23 protein-coding genes are annotated in these 22,678 nt (G+C 64.1%); 9 read left to right on the forward strand and 14 right to left on the reverse strand.

The window, feature by feature from the left end; all coding sequences use genetic code 11:
- Positions 1 to 18: 18 nt before the first annotated feature.
- From C9990_RS14750 to C9990_RS14780, 7 genes are read right to left on the reverse strand one after another with little or no spacing between them, the layout of a single operon-like run.
- Positions 19 to 1,053 (reverse strand): ABC transporter substrate-binding protein, encoded by a 1,035-nt coding sequence (locus C9990_RS14750; protein ID WP_106803744.1) that lies wholly within the window; start codon positions 1,051 to 1,053, stop codon positions 19 to 21.
- Positions 1,050 to 2,264, reverse strand: a complete 1,215-nt coding sequence (metC, locus tag C9990_RS14755) for a cystathionine beta-lyase (protein ID WP_177410333.1) — start codon at positions 2,262 to 2,264, stop codon at positions 1,050 to 1,052. Before metC ends, C9990_RS14750 begins: the two co-directional genes overlap by 4 nt.
- Positions 2,261 to 2,938: an amino acid ABC transporter permease gene (locus C9990_RS14760; protein ID WP_065908310.1), complete on the reverse strand. Its 678-nt coding sequence runs from the start codon at positions 2,936 to 2,938 to the stop codon at positions 2,261 to 2,263. The genes metC and C9990_RS14760 overlap by 4 nt, the downstream gene beginning before the upstream one ends.
- Positions 2,928 to 3,671: an amino acid ABC transporter permease gene (locus tag C9990_RS14765; protein ID WP_201144629.1), complete on the reverse strand. Its 744-nt coding sequence runs from the start codon at positions 3,669 to 3,671 to the stop codon at positions 2,928 to 2,930. Before C9990_RS14765 ends, C9990_RS14760 begins: the two co-directional genes overlap by 11 nt.
- Positions 3,664 to 4,482 carry a transporter substrate-binding domain-containing protein gene (locus C9990_RS14770; protein WP_106803746.1) on the reverse strand — a complete coding sequence of 273 codons (819 nt, stop codon included), beginning with the start codon at positions 4,480 to 4,482 and terminating at the stop codon, positions 3,664 to 3,666. Before C9990_RS14770 ends, C9990_RS14765 begins: the two co-directional genes overlap by 8 nt.
- A complete protein-coding gene (locus tag C9990_RS14775; RefSeq protein ID WP_065908315.1) occupies positions 4,479 to 5,138 on the reverse strand; it encodes a class II aldolase/adducin family protein in 660 nt (219 codons plus the stop codon). The genes C9990_RS14770 and C9990_RS14775 overlap by 4 nt, the downstream gene beginning before the upstream one ends.
- A gap of 19 nt (positions 5,139 to 5,157) precedes the next feature.
- Positions 5,158 to 7,851 (reverse strand): TonB-dependent receptor, encoded by a 2,694-nt coding sequence (locus C9990_RS14780; protein WP_106803747.1) that lies wholly within the window; start codon positions 7,849 to 7,851, stop codon positions 5,158 to 5,160.
- A 285-nt stretch (positions 7,852 to 8,136) separates the two neighbouring features.
- On the opposite strand from C9990_RS14780, the gene C9990_RS14785 reads away from it, so the two are divergent.
- From C9990_RS14785 to C9990_RS14815, 7 genes are all read left to right on the forward strand, one after another.
- Positions 8,137 to 9,174: a ScbA/BarX family gamma-butyrolactone biosynthesis protein gene (locus C9990_RS14785; RefSeq protein WP_177410334.1), complete on the forward strand. Its 1,038-nt coding sequence runs from the start codon at positions 8,137 to 8,139 to the stop codon at positions 9,172 to 9,174.
- Positions 9,171 to 9,848, forward strand: coding sequence for an HAD family phosphatase (locus C9990_RS14790; protein ID WP_106803749.1), 678 nt, complete (start codon positions 9,171 to 9,173; stop codon positions 9,846 to 9,848). The genes C9990_RS14785 and C9990_RS14790 overlap by 4 nt, the downstream gene beginning before the upstream one ends.
- Positions 9,848 to 11,065 (forward strand): cytochrome P450, encoded by a 1,218-nt coding sequence (locus tag C9990_RS14795; RefSeq protein ID WP_106803750.1) that lies wholly within the window; start codon positions 9,848 to 9,850, stop codon positions 11,063 to 11,065. Before C9990_RS14790 ends, C9990_RS14795 begins: the two co-directional genes overlap by 1 nt.
- Positions 11,066 to 11,078: 13 nt before the next feature.
- Positions 11,079 to 12,626, forward strand: coding sequence for an MFS transporter (locus C9990_RS14800; protein WP_106803751.1), 1,548 nt, complete (start codon positions 11,079 to 11,081; stop codon positions 12,624 to 12,626).
- A gap of 228 nt (positions 12,627 to 12,854) precedes the next feature.
- Positions 12,855 to 13,364, forward strand: a complete 510-nt coding sequence (locus C9990_RS14805) for a sigma-70 family RNA polymerase sigma factor (RefSeq protein ID WP_105696888.1) — start codon at positions 12,855 to 12,857, stop codon at positions 13,362 to 13,364.
- Positions 13,361 to 14,296 (forward strand): FecR domain-containing protein, encoded by a 936-nt coding sequence (locus tag C9990_RS14810; RefSeq protein ID WP_106803752.1) that lies wholly within the window; start codon positions 13,361 to 13,363, stop codon positions 14,294 to 14,296. The genes C9990_RS14805 and C9990_RS14810 overlap by 4 nt, the downstream gene beginning before the upstream one ends.
- Before the next feature lie 62 nt (positions 14,297 to 14,358).
- Positions 14,359 to 14,760: a hypothetical protein gene (locus C9990_RS14815; RefSeq protein ID WP_106803753.1), complete on the forward strand. Its 402-nt coding sequence runs from the start codon at positions 14,359 to 14,361 to the stop codon at positions 14,758 to 14,760.
- Positions 14,761 to 14,769: 9 nt separating this feature from the next.
- Here the strand turns inward: C9990_RS14815 and C9990_RS14820 are convergent, their stop codons facing one another.
- On the reverse strand, positions 14,770 to 15,048 hold the full coding sequence (locus C9990_RS14820; protein ID WP_106803754.1) for a hypothetical protein: 279 nt from the start codon (positions 15,046 to 15,048) through the stop codon (positions 14,770 to 14,772).
- A 216-nt stretch (positions 15,049 to 15,264) separates the two neighbouring features.
- Between C9990_RS14820 and C9990_RS14825 the strand changes: the two genes are divergently transcribed.
- Positions 15,265 to 15,657 (forward strand): tautomerase family protein, encoded by a 393-nt coding sequence (locus tag C9990_RS14825; protein ID WP_106803755.1) that lies wholly within the window; start codon positions 15,265 to 15,267, stop codon positions 15,655 to 15,657.
- A 39-nt stretch (positions 15,658 to 15,696) separates the two neighbouring features.
- Here the strand turns inward: C9990_RS14825 and C9990_RS14830 are convergent, their stop codons facing one another.
- Positions 15,697 to 16,302: a cysteine hydrolase gene (locus C9990_RS14830; protein WP_106803756.1), complete on the reverse strand. Its 606-nt coding sequence runs from the start codon at positions 16,300 to 16,302 to the stop codon at positions 15,697 to 15,699.
- Between the two features lie 179 nt (positions 16,303 to 16,481).
- Between C9990_RS14830 and C9990_RS14835 the strand changes: the two genes are divergently transcribed.
- Positions 16,482 to 16,679 carry a hypothetical protein gene (locus C9990_RS14835; RefSeq protein ID WP_065908330.1) on the forward strand — a complete coding sequence of 66 codons (198 nt, stop codon included), beginning with the start codon at positions 16,482 to 16,484 and terminating at the stop codon, positions 16,677 to 16,679.
- Between the two features lie 14 nt (positions 16,680 to 16,693).
- Here the strand turns inward: C9990_RS14835 and C9990_RS14840 are convergent, their stop codons facing one another.
- The 5 genes from C9990_RS14840 to C9990_RS14860 all read right to left on the reverse strand — a co-directional run bounded on the left by C9990_RS14840 (position 16,694) and on the right by C9990_RS14860 (position 22,666).
- A complete protein-coding gene (locus tag C9990_RS14840; protein WP_256595157.1) occupies positions 16,694 to 16,942 on the reverse strand; it encodes a hypothetical protein in 249 nt (82 codons plus the stop codon).
- Between the two features lie 184 nt (positions 16,943 to 17,126).
- Positions 17,127 to 18,149 carry a LacI family DNA-binding transcriptional regulator gene (locus C9990_RS14845; protein WP_106803757.1) on the reverse strand — a complete coding sequence of 341 codons (1,023 nt, stop codon included), beginning with the start codon at positions 18,147 to 18,149 and terminating at the stop codon, positions 17,127 to 17,129.
- Between the two features lie 24 nt (positions 18,150 to 18,173).
- On the reverse strand, positions 18,174 to 19,481 hold the full coding sequence (locus C9990_RS14850; protein ID WP_106803758.1) for a carbohydrate porin: 1,308 nt from the start codon (positions 19,479 to 19,481) through the stop codon (positions 18,174 to 18,176).
- Positions 19,482 to 19,535: 54 nt separating this feature from the next.
- Complete coding sequence (locus C9990_RS14855) at positions 19,536 to 20,891, reverse strand: cytochrome c (protein WP_256595091.1); 1,356 nt, start codon at positions 20,889 to 20,891, stop codon at positions 19,536 to 19,538.
- Entirely contained in the window at positions 20,888 to 22,666 is a 1,779-nt protein-coding gene (locus C9990_RS14860; RefSeq protein ID WP_106803759.1) for a GMC family oxidoreductase, read from the reverse strand. The genes C9990_RS14855 and C9990_RS14860 overlap by 4 nt, the downstream gene beginning before the upstream one ends.
- Between the last annotated feature and the right edge of the window lie 12 nt (positions 22,667 to 22,678).

Consider the following 22,678-nt stretch of genomic DNA (forward strand, 5'->3'; position numbering starts at 1 on the left):
CTTGGCAAAGAGGTGGCGTCAAAAACCGGCGTGGGCCTTGGCGAGAAACTCGGGCTGGGCCCACTCGTGCACGCTGAAGTCGTTCTGCAGGAAGCCCCGTTGCACCAGGAAGTCCTTTTTCAGCTCCAGGGCGGCGAGGTTCTGCGCGGCCAGTTGCGGCACGAAGTCCAGATCGGCGATGGCGCGGCGGATAAACCCGGCATCCGGCAGGAAGGTCACCCGCGTGAACAGCTCGGCGGCGGCATCGCGGTGCTGGTTGATCCAGTGGCCGGCGCGGATTGCAGCGCGCAGGAATGCCACGACGACCTCGGGGTGTTCTTCGGCAAACGCGCGATTGACGGTGGTGGCGTAGGGGCCGTTGTGGTTTTTCAAGGTCCAGTCCGGGTAGCGCTCCAGGTCCTCGATCACCGTGAATTCGCCGCTGGCCAACAGCGCCGGCACGTGCCCGGCGGCCACATGCACCGCGTCCACACGCCCTTCGGCCAGCGCCTGGACTTCATGCCCAGGCTTGCCATGCAACCCATGCAGTTGCGACCAGAACGCCGAAGGCCGGATCGCCGGCTGCAACGTCTGCGGATCACCTTCGTCCTCAAGCTCGATCAGCCGCACCTGCGACGGTTCCAGCCCCGCCAGTTGCAGGGCATTGAACAAGCCGTGTTCGGCCAGGGCCTTGAGCACATCGACCCGCGCCTTATTGCGGCTGACCGGCACCCCGATGCGCTTGCCAAACAGGTCGGCGACCTGGCGGATGCGACCCTCGGCGCGCACCAGGATCTGCCCGGCGCGCTGCGTGGCAGTGGTGGCGACCAGGAGCGTGTCGGCCTGGTCGGCGCGCGCCCACAAGGCCGGCACGGCACCGCCGTCGCGAATCAACCGCGATTCGCCATGGGTGAAGTGCGGCAACCAGCCAAGGTTTTCCGGCAGTGAACGCAGATAGATGGCGGCGGCGCCGACGCGTTGGTATTCCTCATCCAGCCAGCCGAATTCCACGGCGATGTTCGACGCGACCAACAACGGGCAAATGCTGTAGTGGGTGGACAGTTTATGGCTCATGACAGATTCCTCGAGGCAGGTGGGGTGACACTCAGGCGTTCCAGGCCTTGTTGCAGGTCGGCGATCAAGTCCTCGACCGCTTCAAGGCCCACATGCAGGCGCAGCAACACGCCGGGTTTGATGTGCGCGGAAGGGTGGCGTTGTTGCGGGCGGATCAGGCTTTCGAAACCGCCCCAGCTGGCACCCATGGCGAACAGCTGCAGGCTTTCCAGAAAGGCCTTGGCCTGGGGCGCGTAGACGGGCTTGAGCACCACGCCGAAGAGCCCGGTGGAGCCGAGAAAGTCGCGCTTGAATAACGCGTGCCCGGTGGCCTCGGGCAAAGCCGGGTGTAGCACCTGGGCGACTTCGGGGCGCTGCTGCAACCACTGCGCGACCGCCAGTGCCGAACGCTGGTGCTGACGCAGACGTACACCCAGGGTGCGCAGGCCGCGCAGGCCGAGGTAGGCATCGTCGGCGCTGGCGATATAGCCGAGCTGGCGCACGGTTTCGCGCACTGACGCGTACAGCGTTTCGGTGGTGACGATCACGCCGAGCATGGCGTCGCTGTGGCCTACCAGGTACTTGGTGGCGGCATGGATCGAGATGTCCACGCCGTGCTCGAACGCCTTGAAGAACAGCGGCGTGGCCCAGGTATTGTCGAGCATCAGCAGCGCGCCATGGGCATGCGCGGCCTCTGCGAGGGCGGGAATGTCCTGCACTTCAAAGGTGCTGGAACCGGGTGCTTCGGCGTAGACCAGGCGGGTGTTGGGGCGCAGCAAACCGGCGATGTCGGCACCGAGCATCGGCGCGAAATAGGTGGCCTGGATGCCGTAGCGCGGCAGTACCTGGTCAAACACCTGGCGGGCATGCCAGTAGCAGTTGTCGGTCACCAGAATATGGTCGCCGGCCCGCGCCACAGCCAGCACCGCGCCGACAATCGCCGCCAGCCCGCTGGGCATGATCAGCCCGCGAAAGCCGCCTTCCAACTGTGCCACGGCGTCTTCGAAGGCGGCGGTGGTGGGGTTGCCGTTACGGCCGTAGATGTGCCCGCGATAGTGCGGGTCGTCGGCCTGTTGCAGGTGGTTTTCGAGAGTGCCGGTGTCGGGCCAGATAAAGGTCGAGCTGCGGTACACCGGGGTGTTGACGGTGCCGGCGTGGTTGGCAGGATCGCGGCCCAGGTGAGTCAGGCGGGTATCGTCGCGCAAGGGGGGCGTACTCCAGGAGGGGCTCATGCGCGTTCCAGCCGCTTGGCCCAGCGTGAAAGGGGGTAGATGTAGATAAAGAACGCGATGAACACCAAGCCGTAGGCGGGCAGCAGCAGGTCGTTGCGTAGTTGGGTCGAGAGGTGCGACTGCACGGTGGTCATCAACTCTTCCACCCCCAGCAGGTTGGCGAGGGAGGTGGACATGGTCACCGCGCAATACAGGTTCATCCACGGCGCCACCAGGCTCGGCAGTGTCTGCGGGATGATCACGTGACGCAGCGCCTGGCCGTGGCGCATGCCCAGGGCCTGGGCGGCTTCCCATTGTCCGGTCGGCACTGCACGCACGGCGCCGCGCACGATCTCCGAGACGTAGCCGATGGCAGGCATGGCCAGGCCCAACGCGACCTTGAGCCAGTCCGGCAGTTGCCACCAACGCCCGGCCCACTGCACTTCATAGGGCAGCAGGTAGGCCACATAGAACATCACCACCAGCCACGGCAGGTTGCGCAGCAAGCGGCTCAGATGTCCGGCGCCACGCCGCAGGCCGGGGTGGGCGCTGACCTGCAGGCTGCCGAGCGCCACACCACCGAGCGTCGCCACCAGCATCGCGGTGATGCCCATCAGGATGTTCAGGCCGAAGCCTTGCAGCAGGGCCGGTGCCCACTGCCACAGCAGTTGGAAAAGGCTCGACTCAGGCGGCATCGGGCAGCTCCTGGCCAGGCAGGCGCAGATAGTCTTCGAGGCGGCGCAGCAGCCAACTGCTGAGGCCGATCAACAGCAGCCAGACCAGCAGCAGTACCTGCATCATTTCCGCGACGTTGAAGTTGTCCGACCAGATCCGGTTGCTCGCATAGAGCAGTTCCGGCACCGCAATCGCGTAGGCGATCGAGGTCGACTTGATGGTTTGCACCACCGTATTACCCATCGCCGGCAGGCTGTTGCGCAGGGCCAGCGGCAGCACGATGTGGCGCAACACCGTGCGCCCGTGCAGGCCCAGGGCGGCGGCCGCGTCGAGGGTGGCGCGCGGCACCGCGTCGATGCCGGCGCGCAGGTTTTCGGCCTGGAATGCGCCGCTGTGCAGGGCAATCACGATGATTGCCCACTGCGTGCCATTGAGCAGGCGCACACTGGCGCCGTCCACCAGCGGCAACAATGCGCCGACGCCAAAGTAGAAAAAGAACAGCTGCACCAACAGCGGCGTATTGCGAAACAACGCGATGTACGCCGCACTCAGGTGACGCCACAACGGCCGGCGCGAACCCAGGCCGGCGGCGCCGAGAATCCCCATGACCAGCGACAGCGCGATACTTGCCACCGACAACAACAGGGTCAGCCCCAGGCCGAGCAGGAAGCGCTGGCGGTCCATCGGGTCCCACAGGATGCTCAGCGACAGCCCATGCTGTTCCAGCCATAGGCGCAGATTGATTTCACTCATGGCTGGCCCGTGCATGCTGCTGCGCGACCCAGGCATTGGGGGCCAGGCCGTAACGCTGTTCCAGGTCAATGATCACGCCGTGGGCATGCCAGCCTTCGACGATGCCCGACACGGCGGCCAGCAGCGCCGGCTGGCCCTTGCGCAGGGCGATGCCCCAGGGCGCCGGGTCCTGGCCTGGCAACTTGACTTCGTAATCGGCCCATTCCGGCTGGCGCGCCAGGGCGCTGTACAACGCATCGTCACCCATCGCCCCGAGGCAACGGCTGTCGGCAACGGCCTTGCGCACTTCGGCGGTGCCGTTGAACGAGGCGAATTGCACGCCATAGCGGCTTTCAAAGGGTCGCACCCAGACACTGGTGGCAGGCGCGCACAGGGTTTTGCCGCGCAGGCTTTGCCAGTCCGGCACGGCGGTGCTTTTCGGCGCGAATACCGTGGCGGCCGAGCTGTAGAAACCCGGGCTGGCAAAGTCCACTTCACGCCGGCGCGCCGGGGTGTCGAGCAACGAAGTGACCAGCACTTCGCAACGCCCCTGGTCGAGGAACAGCAAACGGTTCAACGGGTTGACCTGCACCAGTTGCAGCTTCAGCGGCTGGCCGACCTCGGCGGACAGCTGCTGTTGCAGGTCGACGATCAGGTCCATGATCAAGCCGGCGGGTTTGCCTTGGGCGTCCAGGGTCTTGAACGGCGGGAATTCGTCACTGGTGCAGACGTTCAGCGTGCCGCGCGATTGCGCACGTTCCAGCAGGGGCTCGGCGTGGGCGGGCACGGCGAACGCTGCCAGGAGCGCGAGGGCGGCGACCGTCCGGCTCATGTCGCACTCCAGCCCAGCCGCGAACGCTGCGCCGCGCCGCTGGGGAAGGGCTGTGGCGTGCCGAGTTGCTGGGCCAGGAAGGTCAGGTAGGCGGCTTCTTCAAGGTTCACCAGCAAGCGCGTCGCCGCGAGCACATCACGCTCCGACCAGGCAAACGGCCCATGATTGGCCAGCAACGCCGCCGGCGCGTGGGGATGCTCACGCAGCGCCGCGACCACCGGCTCCGGGGCATAACGCGGGCCCCAGGCGGTCAGCGGGATTTCCTCATCTTCCGCCAGGATCCCCAGCAGCTGTGCGGCGTGGGCACGCAGCGGGCGCCCGGCGATGGCGAAGGCGGTGAGGTACGGCGAGTGGGTGTGGATCACCGCATTGACTTGCGGGCGCTCGCGGTAGATCGCCACATGCAGCGCGGCGACTTCCTGGAGGTTGTCGGTGAGGCTGCCCTGGCTGTGGCGCAGGTCGAAATCGACGATGGCCGCCACGCCACTGTCGGCGCCGCTGAGCGAGGCGATCACCAGCCGCTCCTCGCCAGGAATGCGCAGGCTGATGTTGCCCGCCTCGTTGCTCGACAGCGCCTGGTGCTTGATCAGCAACTGCTTGGCCAGGGCAAATTCGTGTTCGAACACTTGGGTAAAACGCACAGGATCAAAGCTCATCGGGAACTCCTTGTGAGGGTCAGAAGCGGTAGTCGGCTTTCACGTAGTAGAAGGCGCCTTCGGCACCAGCCGGCGAGATGCTCTGGTAGGCCACGCGCCCGCCGACAAAGCGGTTGGCGACGTCGATCTTGTCCGGGTAGCTGTCGAAAATATTGTTGCCGCCCAGGGTCAGGGTGAGTGCCTGGCTGATGTCGTAGGACACGCTGGCGTTGCTCACCCATTGCGCCGAAAAGGTCTGGTCGCGGGCTTCGCCGAGGTTGGAATCGAGGGTGTAGGTGCCGTAGCGAATGGTGTTCCAGCTCGCCTGCCAGGCCCCCTTGCGCCAGTCGGCACCGAGGATCAGCTTGCTGTTGGGCGAGGCGCTTTCCACGTAGCTCAAGGCTTCACGATTGATCAGGGTGATGCCGGTGCCGGCCAGGGGGCCGGGGTTGTCCTTGATGTCGGTGACCTGGGTCTTGCTGTAGTTGAAGGCGCCGTTGAGGGTCAACTGGCTGGCATCGGCCAGGTCCAGGCGATAGTGGGCAGCGACGTCGACGCCGCTGGTCTTGGTGTCCAGCGCATTGGTGAAAAAGCTCACCCCGGAGTAATTGCCATAGCCTTGGTTGGCGAGAATCTGGCTGACCTGGGTGCCGCTGAGGGTTTCCGACAGGGCGATGCGGTCCTTGATGCGGATGTGGTACGCATCGACGCTGACGCTGGCGCGCTCAATCGGTTGCCAGACCACGCCGAGGGACAGGCTGGTGGATTTTTCCGGCTTCAGGTCAGTTGCGCCCAAGGCCCGCGCCACGGGCGTGTTCACGCTGACGGTGCCGACCTGGTAGGCGGTCGGGTCGCCGGCCTTGAATTCGGTCTGGGTCGCCGAGGTACCGATCTGCCCGAGGGTCGGCGCACGGTAGCCGCTGCTCAGGGTCGAGCGCAGGCCCCACTGCGGGGTGAAGTCATAACGCGCGGAAAACTTGCCGGTCGTGGTGGTGCCGAAATCGTCGTAGTGCTCGCTGCGTCCGGCCAGGCCCAGTTGCAGCTTTTCGGTGACCTGCTGCTCGAGGCCCAGGTAGCCGCCGAACACGTGGCGGGCATAGCGGCCTTCGTCGCTGTCCTGGGTGCCAGGGAAACCCTGGGCGCCACCCGCGCGGGCGGGCAGCGCCATGCCGTGGGTCCAGGAAGCGAGGTCGCCGGCGATCACTTCATAGGACTCGTTGCGCCAGGCCAGGCCACTGGAAAACACCAGGGGGCCGGCGCCCCAGCCGACCTTGAATTCCTTGACGTGATCAAGGCCGACGTTGGTCTGCTCATTCACCAGCGCCCCGGCGTTGAAGCTCGTCGGGCTGGCGGGGCCAAGGCTGGCATTCAGCGAATCGCTGAGGTGATAGTCGATGCGGTTGCGCCCGTAGTTGGCGCTGAGGTCGAAGCTGCCGAGCTGTTCATCGCGGATCTTCACGCCGCCGGTGACCGAGGCATCCCGCGAGCGCACATCCAGCAGTGGCAGGAAACCGTTGGGGTACACGGCCACCAGGTTGTTGGGGTCAATCGGGCGGCGAAAAGTCGCCTGGGATTCACCGGTGCGGTCCTGGTAGGTGGCAAAGCCGTACAGGTCGACTGCGTCGTTGAGTGCCAGGCCGCTGTTCAGCGCCAGGTTCCAGTCCTCAAGGCCCGGGGAACCGTAGCGCCAGTGACGGTCGGCATCCGCTTCGCGGGCATCGCCGGAGGGGTAGAACTGCCGACCATCGGTGCCGCCGGTGGAGGTGCGTTCGCTGCGAAGGCCTTCGCCACTGAGGGTCAGGAAACCGTCGCCAGGCAAGGTGAAGCCGGTCCAGCCGCCTACCGAGCGACGAAAGCCATCGCCCTTGGTGTACTGGCCAAAAGTGCTCTGCACCGCGCCGCCGTGGTCCTGCTCCTTGAGCACGATGTTGATCACCCCGGCAATCGCGTCCGAGCCGTACTGCGCCGAGGCGCCGTCGCGCAGCACTTCGATATGGTCGACCGCGCTGACCGGAATCGTCGACAGGTCCACCGCCTGGGAGCCACGGCCCAGGGTGGCCTTGGTGTTGACGAAGGCCGAGGCATGCCGACGCTTGCCATTGACCAGCACCAGCACCTGGTCGGCCGCCAGCCCGCGCAACGACACCGGCCGCTGTGACGACACGCCGTCGGTGCCGTTGACTTGCGGGTAGTTCACCGACGGCACCAGGGTTTCCAGGGCCTTGGCGAGGTTATCGGTGCCGGCACGTTCCAGCTGTTCGCTGCTGATCACATCCACCGGCGCCGCGCTTTGCAGGGCAGTGACGTCGCTGCGGCGGGTGCCGATCACTTCGACCGATTTCAGTCGCGGTGCCTGCGGCTCGCTGTTGATGGCGGCAGCGGGGGCGGCGGTGCTGGCCAGTCGGTGGATCAACACCGCACCGCTGGCGGTCTGGCTGAAGCCCAATTGGGAGCCACTCAAGGCAATGCCCAGCGCCTGTTCCTGGCTCAAGCGGCCCTGGATCGAGCGGCTGGCGCGGCCTTCTACCAGCGGCGGGTCAAACGCAATCGGATGGCCGCTTTGCTGGGAGATGCTCAGCAGCACCTCATCCAGCGGCCCTGCGGGGATATTGAAATCAATCACCGTCTGTACCGACGTCGCCTCGTTTTGAGCCAACGCCAGGGTCGGCAGCGTCAGCCCGCCGAGGGCCAATGCGCAGGCCAGCGGCGCCAGGGTGAATCCTGTTTTCAACATGCAAATCTGCTCCGGGTCGTGATGTTCTTTACGACCTTGAGCAACTTCGCGGGCGGATTTTCACCACTAAGTTAGAACGATTAGTTGGGTGTCTAGATGATTTTGTTGTGCGCATAAGCTTCGATCAAACTGATCTAAGTGCGCACTGAAAATATAAGGGAGTATTCGCACAAGGGTACTGACAGCCAGATCGGGTTGTCCGCGCACAGCATACAAAGTTCACCGATGTGAACATGTACGGCGGTCTGCACGCTTACGGAAAAGCTCATCAGGAGACAGATGCCCATGTCTGACGTATCAGTTTTGAACCCGCTTGGCTCGGTGCCGAGCCTGCATTGCGAAAACACCGTTCCGCGCAGCATGGTGCACCGTGCCGCCGTCAGCGAAGTATTCCTGACCGGCGCCGAACGCATCAAGGACGGACACTTTCGCTGCAGTGCGCAATTACCGCGCACCCACAGTTACTTCAGTGAACATACGCACCGTGCCGCGCACTACGACATGTTGTTATTGCTTGAAGTGTTCCGGCAGGCGTCGATTTATATCTCCCACGCGTTTCTGCAAGTGAATGCCCAGGACAAGTTTATTTATCTGGACAGTGTCACTCGGGTGACCGAACGGCATTTGCTGGTGGTCGGCGATCGCCCGGCGTCAGCGTCGATCGATGTGTATGTCGTGGATGAATACCTGCGCCATGGCGAGCGCAGCGGCGTCACCCTCAACATGTCGCTGAGCATCAATGGCGAAGTCGCCGCGCGCCACGAACGCATGAGCATTCGCTGGATGAGCGGCGCGGCCTGGAACAAGATGCGTGCCCGTGGCTTGGCGGCTATTCCGTTGGACGCCGACCCATTGGCACAACTGCCGCCGCCCTTGAGCCCTTCGGCGGTGGGGCGCCACTGGTTGAATAACGTGGTGCTCGGCCGGGACCTGGAGCAGGGTGCCGAGAGCCTGGTCGCGCCGCTGATCGTCGACCTCAACAACCCGGCGATCTTCGACCATCCGCTGGATCATATCCCCGGCATGCTGTTGCTCGAAGGCTTTCGCCAGGTCGCATTGGTGGCGGCTGACCGGCAACTGCAGGTCGCCCCCGAGCAACTGTTGCTGTCGCGCTGCCATGTGGTGTTCACGCGGTTCGGCGAGTTCGGTCTGCCGACGCGGGTGCGTGCAGATCTCGCCTCCTTGTCCCGTGATGAACACGGCCAGATCACCCTCGCGCTGGATGTCGAGCAGGACGGCGTGGTGATTGCCACCGCCGAACTGGAGTTGCTGCCGGTGGCTGCCAGCCAGCCCTTGGCCCTGGTGGCAGGGGGTGTGCGATGAGCGCGCCGGAGTTTATCTGGTTCGATTTCGGCGGCGTGCTGTCGCCGCCGATCCCGGCATTGTTCGATCAGTACCAGGTCAAGACCGGCCTGGCCCCGCGCGTGTTGCAGCTTGCCATGAGCGACGTGGCGGACGAGTTGGGCGTGCCAATGCTCGCACCGGTGGAGAACGCCTTGCTGACCGAGCGCGAGTGGGGCGCACGGCTGGAGCAGGCGCTGCGTCGCCGCGATCCGCAGATCGACCTGTCGCGTGCGCGCCTGCAAGGCTTCGGCGAGCAATGGTTCGCCGGGGTGCCCGCGAATGCGCCACTAGTGGCCGCCGTGCGCGCGTTGAAACGTAGCGGTTTTCGCGTCGGTATTCTCACCAACAACGTGGTCGAGTGGTCGCTGCATTGGCGCGGGATGGTCGGCCTGGATGAGGTCGTGGACCTGATCGTCGACTCCAGCCAGGAGCGCACCCGCAAGCCGGACACGGCGTTTTTTGAGGTGGCCACCGCACGTTCGGGCGTGGCGCCGCAGCACAGCCTGTTGATCGATGACGTGGCGGAAAATATTCACGCCGCTGCAGCGTTGGGCTGGCAAGTGCTGCACTTCACCGACAACCACCAGGCCCTCGCGCAACTGCAGCGCGTCACCGGTGTAAGCCTGTTGCAACCTGCCGTGGAGCCTGCCTGATGAATATCGCCGTGACCGCCACACCTGAAGTGACCGTGGCGCGCATCCCGCACCTGGATGCGCCGCCGGCTTATCAACCTGCAAGCCCGGCCAATGGCTTGCCGAGGATCCTGCTGCCCAGCGGCCACCTGGCCTTTCACTTGACTCGATATGAACACGTGCAGGCGCTGCTGTTGGATAACCGCGCGATTCGTGCCCCGTGCAACGAAGAAGACGGCGCGAGCTTTTTGCCGACTATTACGCCGCCCGAACTGCTGCTCAACAATGACATTCCCGACCACGGCCGCCTGCGCAAAGTGGTCGCGCGTGACTTCAGCCCGAGCGGCGTGGCGGTGCTGCGTGAGAAGGTCGAGCAAACCACCCACGAACGCCTGGACGTGCTGCAACGCCAGGCGCCCGGTGCCGACCTGTTTGCCCAGGTGCTCGACCACATTCCCGCGACGGTGGATTGCCAGTTGCTCGGCATTCCCTTGAGCGATCGCGAGTACTACCGACCCCTCAGCCATACCGTGCAGGTGGCGTCGGACGCGGATGTGCCGGAGCTGCTGAACCAGTTCTGGGGCGTCTACAACTACCTGACCGACCTGGTCACCGGCGCGCGGCCAACCTATCCCGATGGGTTGATCCAGCGTTTCGTCGCCAGCCGTGCCGACAGCGAACCGCCGCTCAACGACAAGGAACTGGTGGGCATCCTGCTCGGTGTGTTGATCGGCGGCGACCAGAACATCCTCACCGTGCTGACCAAGTCGGTGTACACCTTGCTGGCTGCGCCCCAGCTGTGGCAGCAATTGGTGGAGGACCCGACGCTGATTCCGGAGGCCGTCGAAGAACTGCTGCGGCTGATCCCGCTGGGCACTATCTCGACCTTTCCGCGCCTGGCCAGTGTCGACCTGGAAGGGCCGTGGGGGCTGATCCCCGAGGGCAGCATCATCTACGCCGATGCGTTTGCCGCCAACCGCGATCCGGCGGCATTCCCCGAGCCGCTGGCGATTCGCCTGGACCGCAAGGGCGCGCGGCATTTGCAGTTCGGCTATGGCATGCACAACTGCATGGGCGCGGCGCTCGCCCGGCTGGAAATCACCACGGTGTTGCAGATCCTCGTGCAACGCTTTCCCAACCTGCGCCTGGCGGTGCCGGCGGACCAGGTGCCCTGGATCGACGGCATCATCCTGCGCCGTCCGGCCCGTTTACCGGTGCTCGGCTTTACTTCAACCTGACCTGGAAGGACCCATGAAAACGACCTTTGCCGATACGGCGCTACTGAGCATCATCCTGCTGGCGATATTTGTCGTGCCCAGTTCCATTTCCGGCACGGCCCTCGCGCTGCCGGCCATCGGCGCGGATATCCAGGCACCGCTGACCAGCCTGCAATGGGTGGTCAACGCCTTCAACCTGGCGTTCGCCTGCTTCACCCTGGCCTGGGGCGCGCTGGCGGATCGGCTCGGGCGCAAGCGCTGCTTCGTCGCCGGTGCGTCGCTGTACGTGGTCGCTTCGGTGCTGTCTGCGGTGGCCGAGAGTGCCTGGCTGCTGGACGCGGCACGGGGACTGGCGGGCATCGGCGCGGCGGCGATTTTCTCCTGCGGCATCGCTATTTTGTCCACCCACTTCAGCGGCCCGGCGCGGCTGCGCGCATTTGCCCTGTTCGGCACGGTGGCGGGGCTGGGTGTCAGCCTGGGGCCGACCTTGTCCGGCCTGTTGCTGGACAGTGTCGGCTGGCGCGCGATTTTCTGGGCGCATGCGGTGACCCTGGTGATTGTCCTGTTGGGGAGCCCGCTGATTACCCGCGACGGGGCATTGGCTGAGCGCACCGCGCGCTTCGATGTGCCGGGGGCGACGCTGTTCGTGCTGGCGTTGCTGGCGCTGATGGTTGCCATCGTGCAGGGCTCGCAATGGGGCTGGAGCAGCCAGGGCGTACTCGGCCTGGTGGCCGTGGCAGCAGTGTTGCTGGCGGTATTCACCTGGCAGGAGCGGCGTCATCGCCAGCCGATGCTCGACCTGTCGCTGCTGGCGCGCGGGCCCTTTGTCGGCCTGGCGCTGGTGACGGTCGCGGCGTCGTTCGGCTTCGTGACGTTGCTGACCTACCTGCCGAGCTACTTGTTCGGCGTGCTGCAACTGAGCGCGACCCACGCCGGCCTGGCGATGTTGCTGCTCACGGTACCGATGCTGTTTTGCCCGATCCTGGCCGGCAAGTGGGCGGCGCGCGGGGTGTCGGCGATCGGCATCCTCAAGGCCAGCCTGATTGCCTTGCTGGTCGGCGTGGTCGCGCTGGCGCTGGTCAGCCAGGTGGGTGTGGCGCTGTGGCAATTGGCGCTGCCCTTGCTGCTGGTAGGCATCGGCATGGGCCTGTCGGCGGGGCTGGTGGATGGGCTGGCGCTGAAGACCGTCCCGGAGCAAAAGGCCGGGATGGCCGCCGGGTTGCTCAACACATTCCGCCTGGGCAGTGAGGCGATTGCCGTGGCCTTGTACGGCTCGCTCCTGGCGACCTTGCTCGACAGCCAATTGCGCGCCACCTTGAGCCGCCTGGCACCGGACCCCGGCACCCTGCAACGCTGGATCGACGAGGTAGCCGCCGGCAACCTGACCGGTTCGCTGCAGGCGCTGGGCACAGAGCAGGCTAGCACCGTGCACAGCCTGTTTATCGGAGGCTATGACAGTGCCTTCCACGGCGTGCTGTGGGTGTTGGCGCTGATCCTGCTGGTGTTGACGGTGGTGGTGACCTGGCTGGTACGGCCACTGCGTGAACAGGAGCGCAGCGAGGCGCAACTGGCCGCTCAGTAAGCGCAGTTTCACACTGCCCGCGATGGTTGCGGGCGGTGACTTTGCGTGCCTGGAAGGTTGTTCAGGGTTATGCAAAAAATGCAGTTTGATGGCTTTTTTTATTCTTTTATCTGGTGATGCCCACTGGGGCAAACTGGATTCACCTGCCCGGATGCAGGTCTACCTCAAACCGACAGGCCCACCACCACTTGTCCGCTGGCGTGTGCAGTCCATGAAGATTATGGACCTATGGACCCGAATGCTTTGCTCAAGACCCGCCTCATCGGCCAGATTTTCCAGCAGCACTACAGCTGGTTGTGCGCGCGGTTGTCCTACCGCACCGGCTGCAGCCATAGCGCTGAGGATATCGCCGCCGAGACGTTCCTCAAGGTGTGGATGCTGCCCGATCCCACTGCAATCCGCGAACCGCGCGCGCTGCTGACCACCATCGCCCAGCGCCTGATGTACGAGAGCTGGCGCCGTCGCGACCTGGAGAGGGCGTACCTGCAGATCCTCGCCGAGGTGCCCGAACACGTGCACCCGTCGCCGCAGGAACAGTTGATCCTGATCGAGAGCCTGCTGGCCATCGACCGTCTGCTCGATGGCCTCTCGGGGCAGGCCAAGGCGGTGTTCGTGCACAGCCAGCTGGACGGCATGACCTACACACAGATCAGTGAACGGCTGGGCCTGTCCCTGGGGCGCATCCACCAATTGATGACCCAGGCCCTGCGAGCCTGTTACCTGGGGTTGAGTGAGTGAGCAAACACCCGTTGAACGACCCGGTGGCCGAAGAGGCCATCGGCTGGCTGGTGCAAATCCAGTCCGGCGACTTCAGCCCCGCGCAGCAACAAGCGCTGGATGAATGGCGCAGTACCTCGGCGCACCATCGCCAGGTGTACGCGCAACTGATCGCCGGCCTCGACCAACTCAAGGCCTCGCCGTGGCGTGGACGCTCCAGCGCGCAGCTGTTGCGCAGCCTGGAGCAGCCGAGCAGCCGGCGTTCGTTCCTGCGTACCAGCCTGTGTGCGGTGGGCCTGGCGGCGGGCGCGGGCTGGGTCTCGCGTTTCGACGACGCGGGGCAGTCCTATGCCACGGGTACCGCCGAGCGTCGCACCTGGCAACTGGCGGATGGCAGCACACTCAAGTTGAATGCGCGCAGCCAGGTGCTCGCCACGCTGAAGGGGGAGCCGCGCAGCCTCGAGCTGCGCGCCGGGGAAATGCTGGTGAATGTGCTGCGCCCGCTGCGGGTCGACACCCGCGCCGGCCGCATCAGCGCCAGCACCGGCCGCCTGATGCTGAGCGAACAGGGCGCCGCGATACGCCTGGTGACCCTGGATGCGGACGCGGTGTTGCACTTCGAAGGCGGCACGCAGCAGCGGGTGGCGATGCACCAGAGCACGCTGTTCGATCATCAGCGCATCCTTACCCAGGTGCCCATGGCCGCCACCGATACCGCCTGGCTTGACGGCTGGCTGGTGGTGCGCAACCAGACCCTGGCCAGCGTGGTCGACGCAATTCGCCCGTATCGCAACGGCATCGTGCGCCTGGACGCCGCTGTAGCCGGTCTGCGCGTGACCGGGCGCTTCCCCCTGGACGATGCGCGGCAGACCCTCGAGGCCCTCGAGCAGAGCCTGCCGATCAAGGTGCGGCAATGGGGTGGGGTGGTTGTGTTGATTGGCGCGCGGGCCTGATTGGCGGTTGATGCACGTGCTGAATGGCTTTAGGATCACGCCCTTTTCAAGGGATTGAAAGCATGCTTGCCAAACACGTTCGTGCGTTCTCGATGCTGGGCTTCAGCCTGGCGCTGACCGGCTGTATTCATTACGAGCACCAGAGCGCAGAAGGAAAACCTGCGGACCAGGTTGCGGTCATCCAGCAGTTCGATAAACACCTGACGATCACCCGTATTGATAACAACGGGACGCTGTTCTGGCTGGGTCGCCAGAACGAATACCGCCTCGGCGCCGGCACCCACACCCTGCAAGCTACCTGGTCGATTGGGGAGGGCCGAACCGCGCCCCTCGCAACCACGGTGAGCCTGGTCGGTGGCCGAACCTATGGGCTGTATGGCGAGGCGTCGAAGGGCCGCTGGAGCTATGACATTCGTGATGTCGAGACGGGGCAGAGCGCGACAGTCAAAGCCCCGTCGAACTAAGCATCTGCTTCACGGCAACGGGTTGGCCACCGGCGCCGGCTGTTTGCGAAAACGCGACGTGCGCACGTACCGAGCCAGCATCCACAGACCGGCGGCAATCGTGGTCAATATCGCACTGGCAAGTAAATAGCCGAGCACGCGGCCAATTTGATAAGGGGTCAGGAAGCCCGCCAGCAAGATCATCCCCGCATCGAACAGCGGCTTGAGAGTGAGCAGGGACGTGAGGATGGACGCGGCGTAAATCGGCAGGGAGACTACCAGGCGCAGCGCGCCAGACAGGTTGTTCATGCGTGATGTCTTCCATGAGGTGTTGAACGAAGGCCGCATGTTACGGCTTTTTCGCGTTCGGTTCATGCAAGCGCCACAGGTCATGCGGCTTCAATATGCGTAATAATCATATTTATTATTGCTGAATATGCGATTGATGAATTGTTCGCACAGGCCTAGGGTAGTGATCACGGGCCGCCGCTGTGGAATGGCCACCGACCTGCCAAGGATTCTGCCATGCCTTTAGTTCGAATCGACCTCGCCGCCGACACTACCGAAGCAACCGCTGCCGCCATTGGCGACGTGGTGTACGCGGCGATGACCAGCGTTGCGAATGTGCCCGAGCACGACAAATTCCAGATCATCAATCGGCATGCCCGCGATAAACTGGTGTATCCCGCCGCTGGCTACCTGGGCGTGACTTACACCCCCAGCATCGTGTTTATTCAGGTCACCTGGAATGCCGGGCGCAGCGTGGCGGTGAAAAAGGCCTTCTATCAATTCATCGCAGAAGGCATTCACGCCAAGACCGGGCTGCGCAAGGAGGATGTGTGGATCAGCCTGGTGGACGTGAAGCGCGAGGACTGGTCGTTCGGCAACGGTGAAATGCAGTACGCGCCGACCGAATAAGCAAAAACCGGCGACTCATCCAGGAGTCGCCGGTTTTTTTCATGGGGCCGTCAGCGCCTGCAGAAACTGCGTGTGTTTCAGCGTCTGCGAAAACATCGGCAGTGTGAAATTTTCCGCCGCCTGCTGTTGTTCCTCGGTAAACGTCGCCGTGCAGTCGGTCAGGGTGACAACGTTGTAGCCTTTCTCATACCCCGAGCGCACCGTGCCCTCGACGCAGCAGTTGGTCAGGAAACCCGCCACCACCAGCGTCTGGATGCCGTTGTTGCGCAACACCAGGTCCAGGCCCGTGGTGGCAAAGCCATCCAGCCCGCGCTTGCCTTCGACGACGATATCGCTGCTGTCCTGGGACAGCGTCGCAGTGATCTCGGCGCCCCAGGTGCCCGCACTGAAGGCGTTGCCGTCGGCCACGCCCTTGAGAATCCCATAGTCGCGCGTGGTCAGTTCGGGGTACCCCGCGGCGAAGCTGATCGGCAAATGCACGATCTTCACCCCGAGCTTGCGGGCTTGCTGCACCGTGGTGGCGGTATTGGCGAGCATGTCGGTGGCGTGCATGACGTCTTTGACGGCGTCATGGAACACGCCACCCTGGGTAGTGAAATCATTCTGGAATTCGATCAACACAAGCGCGGTGGTGTGCGGGTTCATGCGGATTCTCCGAGAGGCGGGCGGTGGGCTTTTAATCGTAGATCAAGTGCGGGCCGGAGGCTGGATTTGTTTGACTGCAGTGCGCGTCTCGCCGTTCGTCCATTGCCCGGCACTCTCGTGCACCCGCTGCCTCTCATGTTTAAGCCCGGATTCCCCGCGCGCCAGACTGGAGAGACAGCATGCACATTGACGAAAAAGCGCCGGGCAACCAATCCCAACAGGTGGTAACGCGCACCACTGACAACGAAACCGGCCCGGACCCGAAGCGCACGGAAGGGGAGATCCCGCTGCCGCCGGAAGACGGTGCGCCGCTTGAAGAAGATATGTCGGACGTGGACGCCGCCGATTCGGTCGCGAGTGAACACCCGGATGCCTGACGACGGCACCTCCGTCAGTCGTCCACGGTGAACGTCACCCAGCCAGGGCCGTCCGTGGTTCGTTCGATCTCGACGATCACGCCGCCTACGGATGAGCCATCGGGCAGGTTGACCGCGACAAAGTTCGGGTGCCCAGGCCATTGAAGGGGCCGGTCGAAGTTCAGGCGCGCGATTGTCGGCTTGCCGCTGCTGGTCAGTTGGATTTCCACCGACTCATTGAGGTGTTCATCTGAAGCGGTACCCAGATGACGAGAGGCCGTGATGACACTGGCGGTACCCTTTTAATCGTAAGACATGGACTGACCTTTTGTGAGTGGACGTGGACGCGACGCGCTGAAATTCTGCTGCGCGCGCTGCTCTAGTGGATAGAGCCCGTGCGCCAACGCATCGTTCAATCGACATCACACAAAGGCAGGCGCTGCGCTCGCCTGCAATCAACCGCAGCGGTCACAAGGCGCCGGGCAGGTTTTCCTCGATGATGATTTTCATCGCCAGTGGCAGCAGCGCAGGCGTGTCGATCATGCCGTGGGTGTGCAGCAGATAGTCGATGCTGGCCTGCACCTGACCTTCCGGGTCCTGATCGAGCACCAGCGACATCACGCCCTGGCGCAGCAGCGCGGCGTGCTGGGGGGTGGCCTCATGGCCGATCCATACCGGATCGACCTGCCTGTGCGCCAACGCCGCATAGATACCCTGCGAACCGCTGCCGGTGTCATACAGCCCTGCCAAGGGCCCGACGGCGAGGCACTGCGCGACGGCCACGCGGCTCAGTTCATCGTCATCAAAGCACTCGACCGGGCCGACAATGCGCGTAGCCGGTGCGCGCTGCGTCATTACGTCGATGAAGCCTCTGGCGCGCTCCTGATGAGCGCTGTAGGCGAGCGAATTGACCGTCAGCAGCACAGCGCCGGGGCGTTGGCCGATCCATTCGCTCATCAAGCGCCCGGCACTGCGCCCGGCGGCGTGATTGTCGATGCCGACATACACCGCGCCCTCGACCGTGCTGAGGTTGGTGGTCAGCAAGATGGTGGGCGTGCCGTTCTGCACGATGGTGTTCAGCGCCTGGTGCACGTCCGGCGTGTCGGGCGCGACGACAATCATGCCATGGCGCCGCGAACGCGGTTTGCGCAGGGCGTCGAGCAGTTGCCCGGGGGCGTTTTCCGGCCAGCGCTGGCGGCGCAACGTGAGGTCCGAGCGCAGGCGTTGTGCCTGGCGCTCGAACGCCGCATCCAGGCGCTTGAAATGGTCAGTGGCGCTGTCGGCCAACAGTACATCGACGACCATCGGGCCGGTGAACGGCGCGGGCAGGCCGCGACGCACACCCAGCGCACGCGCCATCGCCAGGACCTTGCGCCGCTTGGTGTCGGACACGCCCCCGCGATCATTGAGGACCCGGTCCACGGTGCTCAGGCTGACGCCGGCCAATTCTGCGACCTTGATCAGGCCGTGACGCTTGAGGGTGTTGCCCATGCTGCGTGCGTATCCTGTGGCCGGTTAAAACTGCGATTGTACTTGCAGGCCCAGTACCAGGGCATTCTTGACCTGACGAACGCCGTCCGGGTCCTTCACGTACTGCAGGTTCGGCATGATGTTCAACCAGCGTGTGGCCTGGATCCCGTAGTTCAGCTCGGCAACATATTCACTGTGCTGCTCGGGCAAGTCACCGCCAGCGGCGTTTACCGCGCGGGCATTGCGCAGGAACACCGAGCTGGCGTGAACACGTGCAATGCCGGCGCCCAGCGTGTCGGTGGGACGCGCATCCCACAGGCCCTTATAGACCAGGCTGAGTTTCTGGTAGCTGTCGATCGCCGTCGTGTTGCGATCCTGGAACGTTGCGCTGGCCGTCAGGGTCAAACCGCGAGAAGTGTCGCCGTTGACCGAGGTCAGCTGCTGCTTGGCCACGACCCACTCGCCATGCCGTGTGGCATCGGTGCGATAGGCGTTGCCACGGGTGGCCGCCGCTTGCCCGAACTGATCCTTGTACACATCCTCGGCCTGTGCGGTGCTGTGGTAATAACCCACACGGTATTCGCCGGGCAGTTGGTTGATAGTCGGGCTCCATACCAGTTCGAGCGGCGTGAAGGTGCCGGTGGTGCCGTGGGTGTTGAGCTTGAGGCCGTTGTCATTCTCCAGGTTCGACGGGTTCACATTGAACGCGCCGACCTGTGCATACACCGTCGGGCTCAAGCGGTAGCGCAACCGTGCGGCCCATTGGCTGATCGGGCCGTTGTAGATGCTGTTCACGTAGTTGCCCGGTTGCGAGCCACAGAACGCCAGCCCCTGGAACAGGCAGTCTTCCACGGCGAAGTCATCGCTGACGGCGAACCGGCCCAGCTTGATGTTCACCGCATCGTCAAGCCAGCCCTTGCTCAACCACAGTTCGCTGAGGCGGGTCACGCTGCCACGGCCCTGGATCTCCTGGGTCGAGCCCATGCCGGCGGCGCCGGGTGCGCTGATCTTTTGATTAAGGTTATTGGCGCCGTTGCGGTTGGTCAGCCCCAGGCTAAAGGCTGCGTCCTGCCAGCCCAGCAGCTTTTGCAGGTCGATGTCGACGCCTGCGTTGAATTGGTCGGCGTAGCGGGTCGAGCGGTCTTTGTGCTGGTAACCGCCACGTAGCAAGGTCGAGGTTTCGCCGGTGTAACCCAACTTGATATCCACCCCCTGGGCCAGCCAGGCGCTGCGCAGGCCGCCCCAATCGCCGCTCATCCAGGGTGAGTCGATGGCGAACGCATCCGCAGCGTGTGTTGCAGGTACGCCCATGGCAACGCAGGCCGCCAGGCAGCGCAGTGGAAAACGTAGCATCTGATTGTTCCTTCAAAGGCAGGGACGCGGCCTGGAGCAGGCCGCGTCACGGGTTCAGCGGGAGGTGCCGTCGGCGCTCAGTTGGGCTGGCAGCTTGCGGTCTTCGCGTACAGCGGCGACCTGTTTGGCGCTCACCTCGGGGGCGGTGTTGCCCCAGCTGTTGCGGATATACGAGAGCGTCGCCGCAATTTGCTGGTCCGACAATTTCCACGCAAAGCTCGGCATCGCACCGCTGGTGGGGTTGTCGACGGTCACCGCGCTACGGCCGCCTTCGAGCACCGTGGTGATCAGGCTTTGTGGATTTTCTGCCTGGATGCCGGGGTTGCCGGCCAGGCTCGAGGCCAGTTGGTTGATGCCCTTGCCGTCGCTGCTGTGGCACGCCGAGCAGTTGGCCGAGTACACATTCGCGCCTTGCTGCATCAATGTGCCGGAGGCGTTGAGCGGCCGCGGGCTGCGGGTGTCCGAGCCAGGCAAGGTCTTGAGGTAAGCCGCGATGGCGTACAGGTCCTCGTCGCGCAGGTGCTGGGTGGAGTTGGTCACGGCTTCGGCCATCGGGCCCGACGCCACGGCCACGTGGTTGCTGCCGGTCTTGAGGTACTGCACCAGTTGCGCATCGCTCCAGCCGCCGATACCGACGTAGGGGTTGCCGGTAATTTCCGGTGCGTGCCAGCCAGCCAACTCGCCGCCTTGCAGGAACGCGCCGCCCTTGTCACCGCCGAGGAAGTTCTTTGACGTGTGACACGCTGCACAGTGGCCCAGGCCCTGTACCAGGTACGCGCCCCGGTTGACCTGCGCAGACGCCTCAGCCTGCGGTTGGAACGGTGTGTTATCAAAGAACAGCAGGTTCCAGCCCATCATCATCAGGCGGATGTTGAACGGGAATGGCAACTGGTTGGATACCACCTCGTTGTTCACCGCCGGGACGGTCTGCATGTAGGCCCAGAGGTCATGCATGTCCTGGTCGCTGACTTTCACGTAGGCGTTGTAGGGCATCGCCGGGTAGAGGTTTTCGCCATGCCGGCCTTTGCCTTCGCGCACCGCGCGGGTGAATTCCTGCTCGGTCCAGGCGCCGATGCCGGTGTTCTTGTCGGAGGTGATGTTGCTGGCGAGCAACTTGCCAAACGGCGTTTCCAGTGCGTAGCCACCGGCGAACGGCTTGCCGTGATGCGGATCGGTGTGACAGGCCGCGCAGTCGCCGGCAATCGCCACGTAGCGTCCGCGCGTCACCGCCGGGTCTTCCTGTGCCTGGGTGGCAGGCGCCTTGACCCCGGCGCCGTCAGCAGATTGCTGCCCGGGTTGCGCAATGCTGTCCGCTGCATCGGCAATGCCGAATGCACCATACAGGCCGATGGCGGAACCCAGGGACAATACGGCGGTGGCCGTCAGGGCCATGCGAAAGCGCGCATTCATACCGGTACCTCCACCAGTGGGCCGCGTTTGGCCAGGTATTGGTCAATGATCGCCTTGGCGGTCCACAGGCTCAGCGCGCCAATGGTCGACGTCGGGTTATAGCCGGCGTTGTTCGGGAATGAAGAGGCACCCAGGACGAAGACGTTGTGCACGTCCCAGCTCTGCTGATAGCGGTTGAGTACGCTGGTTTTCGGGTCCAGGCCCATCACCGCGCCGCCGATGGTGTGGTCGCTGGAGGGCAGGTAAGGCCCATAGTTCACGGCTGCCGAGTCAAAGCCGTTGACGATTTTTGCACCCATGGCCTTGCCGATTTCCACCGCTTTGTCTTCGGTGAACTTGGCCATGCGCCGGTCGTTCTCGTTGTAGTCGAAGGTCACGCGAATCAACGGGTCGCCATTGGCATCGTTGTATTCCGGGTCCAGGTCCAGGTAGCACTCATCATGGGAAAAGCTGGTGCCCTGGTTGAAGATGAACGTGCCGTTCTGGAACGCGTGGGTATAGGCTTTTTTCCATTCGCTGCCCCAGCGTGGAGTGCCTGGTGGGACAGCGTCTGCGTTGCCGATCGGACGCGCACCACGGGCTACCACGAGGATCCCGGCGCCGCCGATGAAGCCCTTGCCGGTGTGGTCGAAATTGTCGCCGTTGTAGTCGTCCACCTGGGCGGAGAGGGCGCCTGCACCGATGTACTGGTTGAGCTGCTCGTCCTCGAAAAACAGGTTGGCGCCGGACACGGTCTGGAAACTGTAGGCGCGGCCCACCACGCCTTGGCGGGTCTCGGGATTGTAGGGTTTGCCGATTTTCGAGAGCAGCAACAGCCGCACGTTCTGCATCTGGAAGGCGGAGAAAATCACGATGTCCGCCGGTTGCTCCCACTCCATTTTGTTGCGGTCGAGGTAGCTCACGCCGGTGGCGGTCTTGCCGTCTTCGGCGAGGTTGGCGCGCAGCACGGCCGATTCGGTCAGCACGGTGAAATTACTGCGCTGCATCAACGCGGGAATCACACAGGCATTCGGGCTCGACTTGGAGAAGTTGCCGCAGCCGTAATACAGGCAGTAGCCGCAGTAGGTGCAGGGCCCCATCCGCACACCCAGCGGGTTGGTGTAGGCCTGCGAGGCCTGGCCTGCGGGCACCATGAATGGGTGCAAGCCAAGCTTTTTGCTGCCTTCGGTGAACAGGTCGGTCAGGCGGGTGGTGGCGAGTGGCGGCAGCGGGAATTCACTCTTGCGGTTGCCTTCGAAGATGTTCGCACCGTCGATCTTCTCGCCATTCAATACGCCGGCCTTGCCCGATACGCCGGCGATTTTTTCGAAGCGCTCGTAGAAGGGTTCGAGGTCGTCATACGTCACGCCCCAGTCTTGCACGATCAGGCCTTTTTCGATTTGCTGCTGGCCGTAGCGCTTGAGTGTGAAACTATAGGGCTCGAAGTCGAACGGCAGGAATCGCCAGGCCATGCCCGCCCAGTGCGTGCCCGATCCGCCGACGTTGTAGCCCAACTCGTTCAGGCTCCAGTCGCGGGTCGGCAGCGCGGTTTGCGAGCGGTTGTTGCGAAACGTGGTGGTTTCGATCGCGGGCGGCAGCAGCATGCTGCGGCGGGTGTCCCAGCGCAGTTCATCGGTGTCCACCGAGGGCGGGAAGTCGGTGGCGGTCTCAAACCACGGACCGCGTTCGATGGCGACGACATTCAAGCCGGCACGGGTCAGTTCTTCGGCAATCAGCGAGCCGCACCAGCCGAGGCCGACGATCACTGCGTCGACTTTGGGGCGTACATTGGCCATTCGGGAATTCCT

The organism is Pseudomonas sp. S5D5 (genome assembly GCF_003013355.1).
In the GTDB taxonomy this organism is placed as follows: Bacteria; Pseudomonadota; Gammaproteobacteria; order Pseudomonadales; family Pseudomonadaceae; genus Aquipseudomonas; species Aquipseudomonas aylmerensis.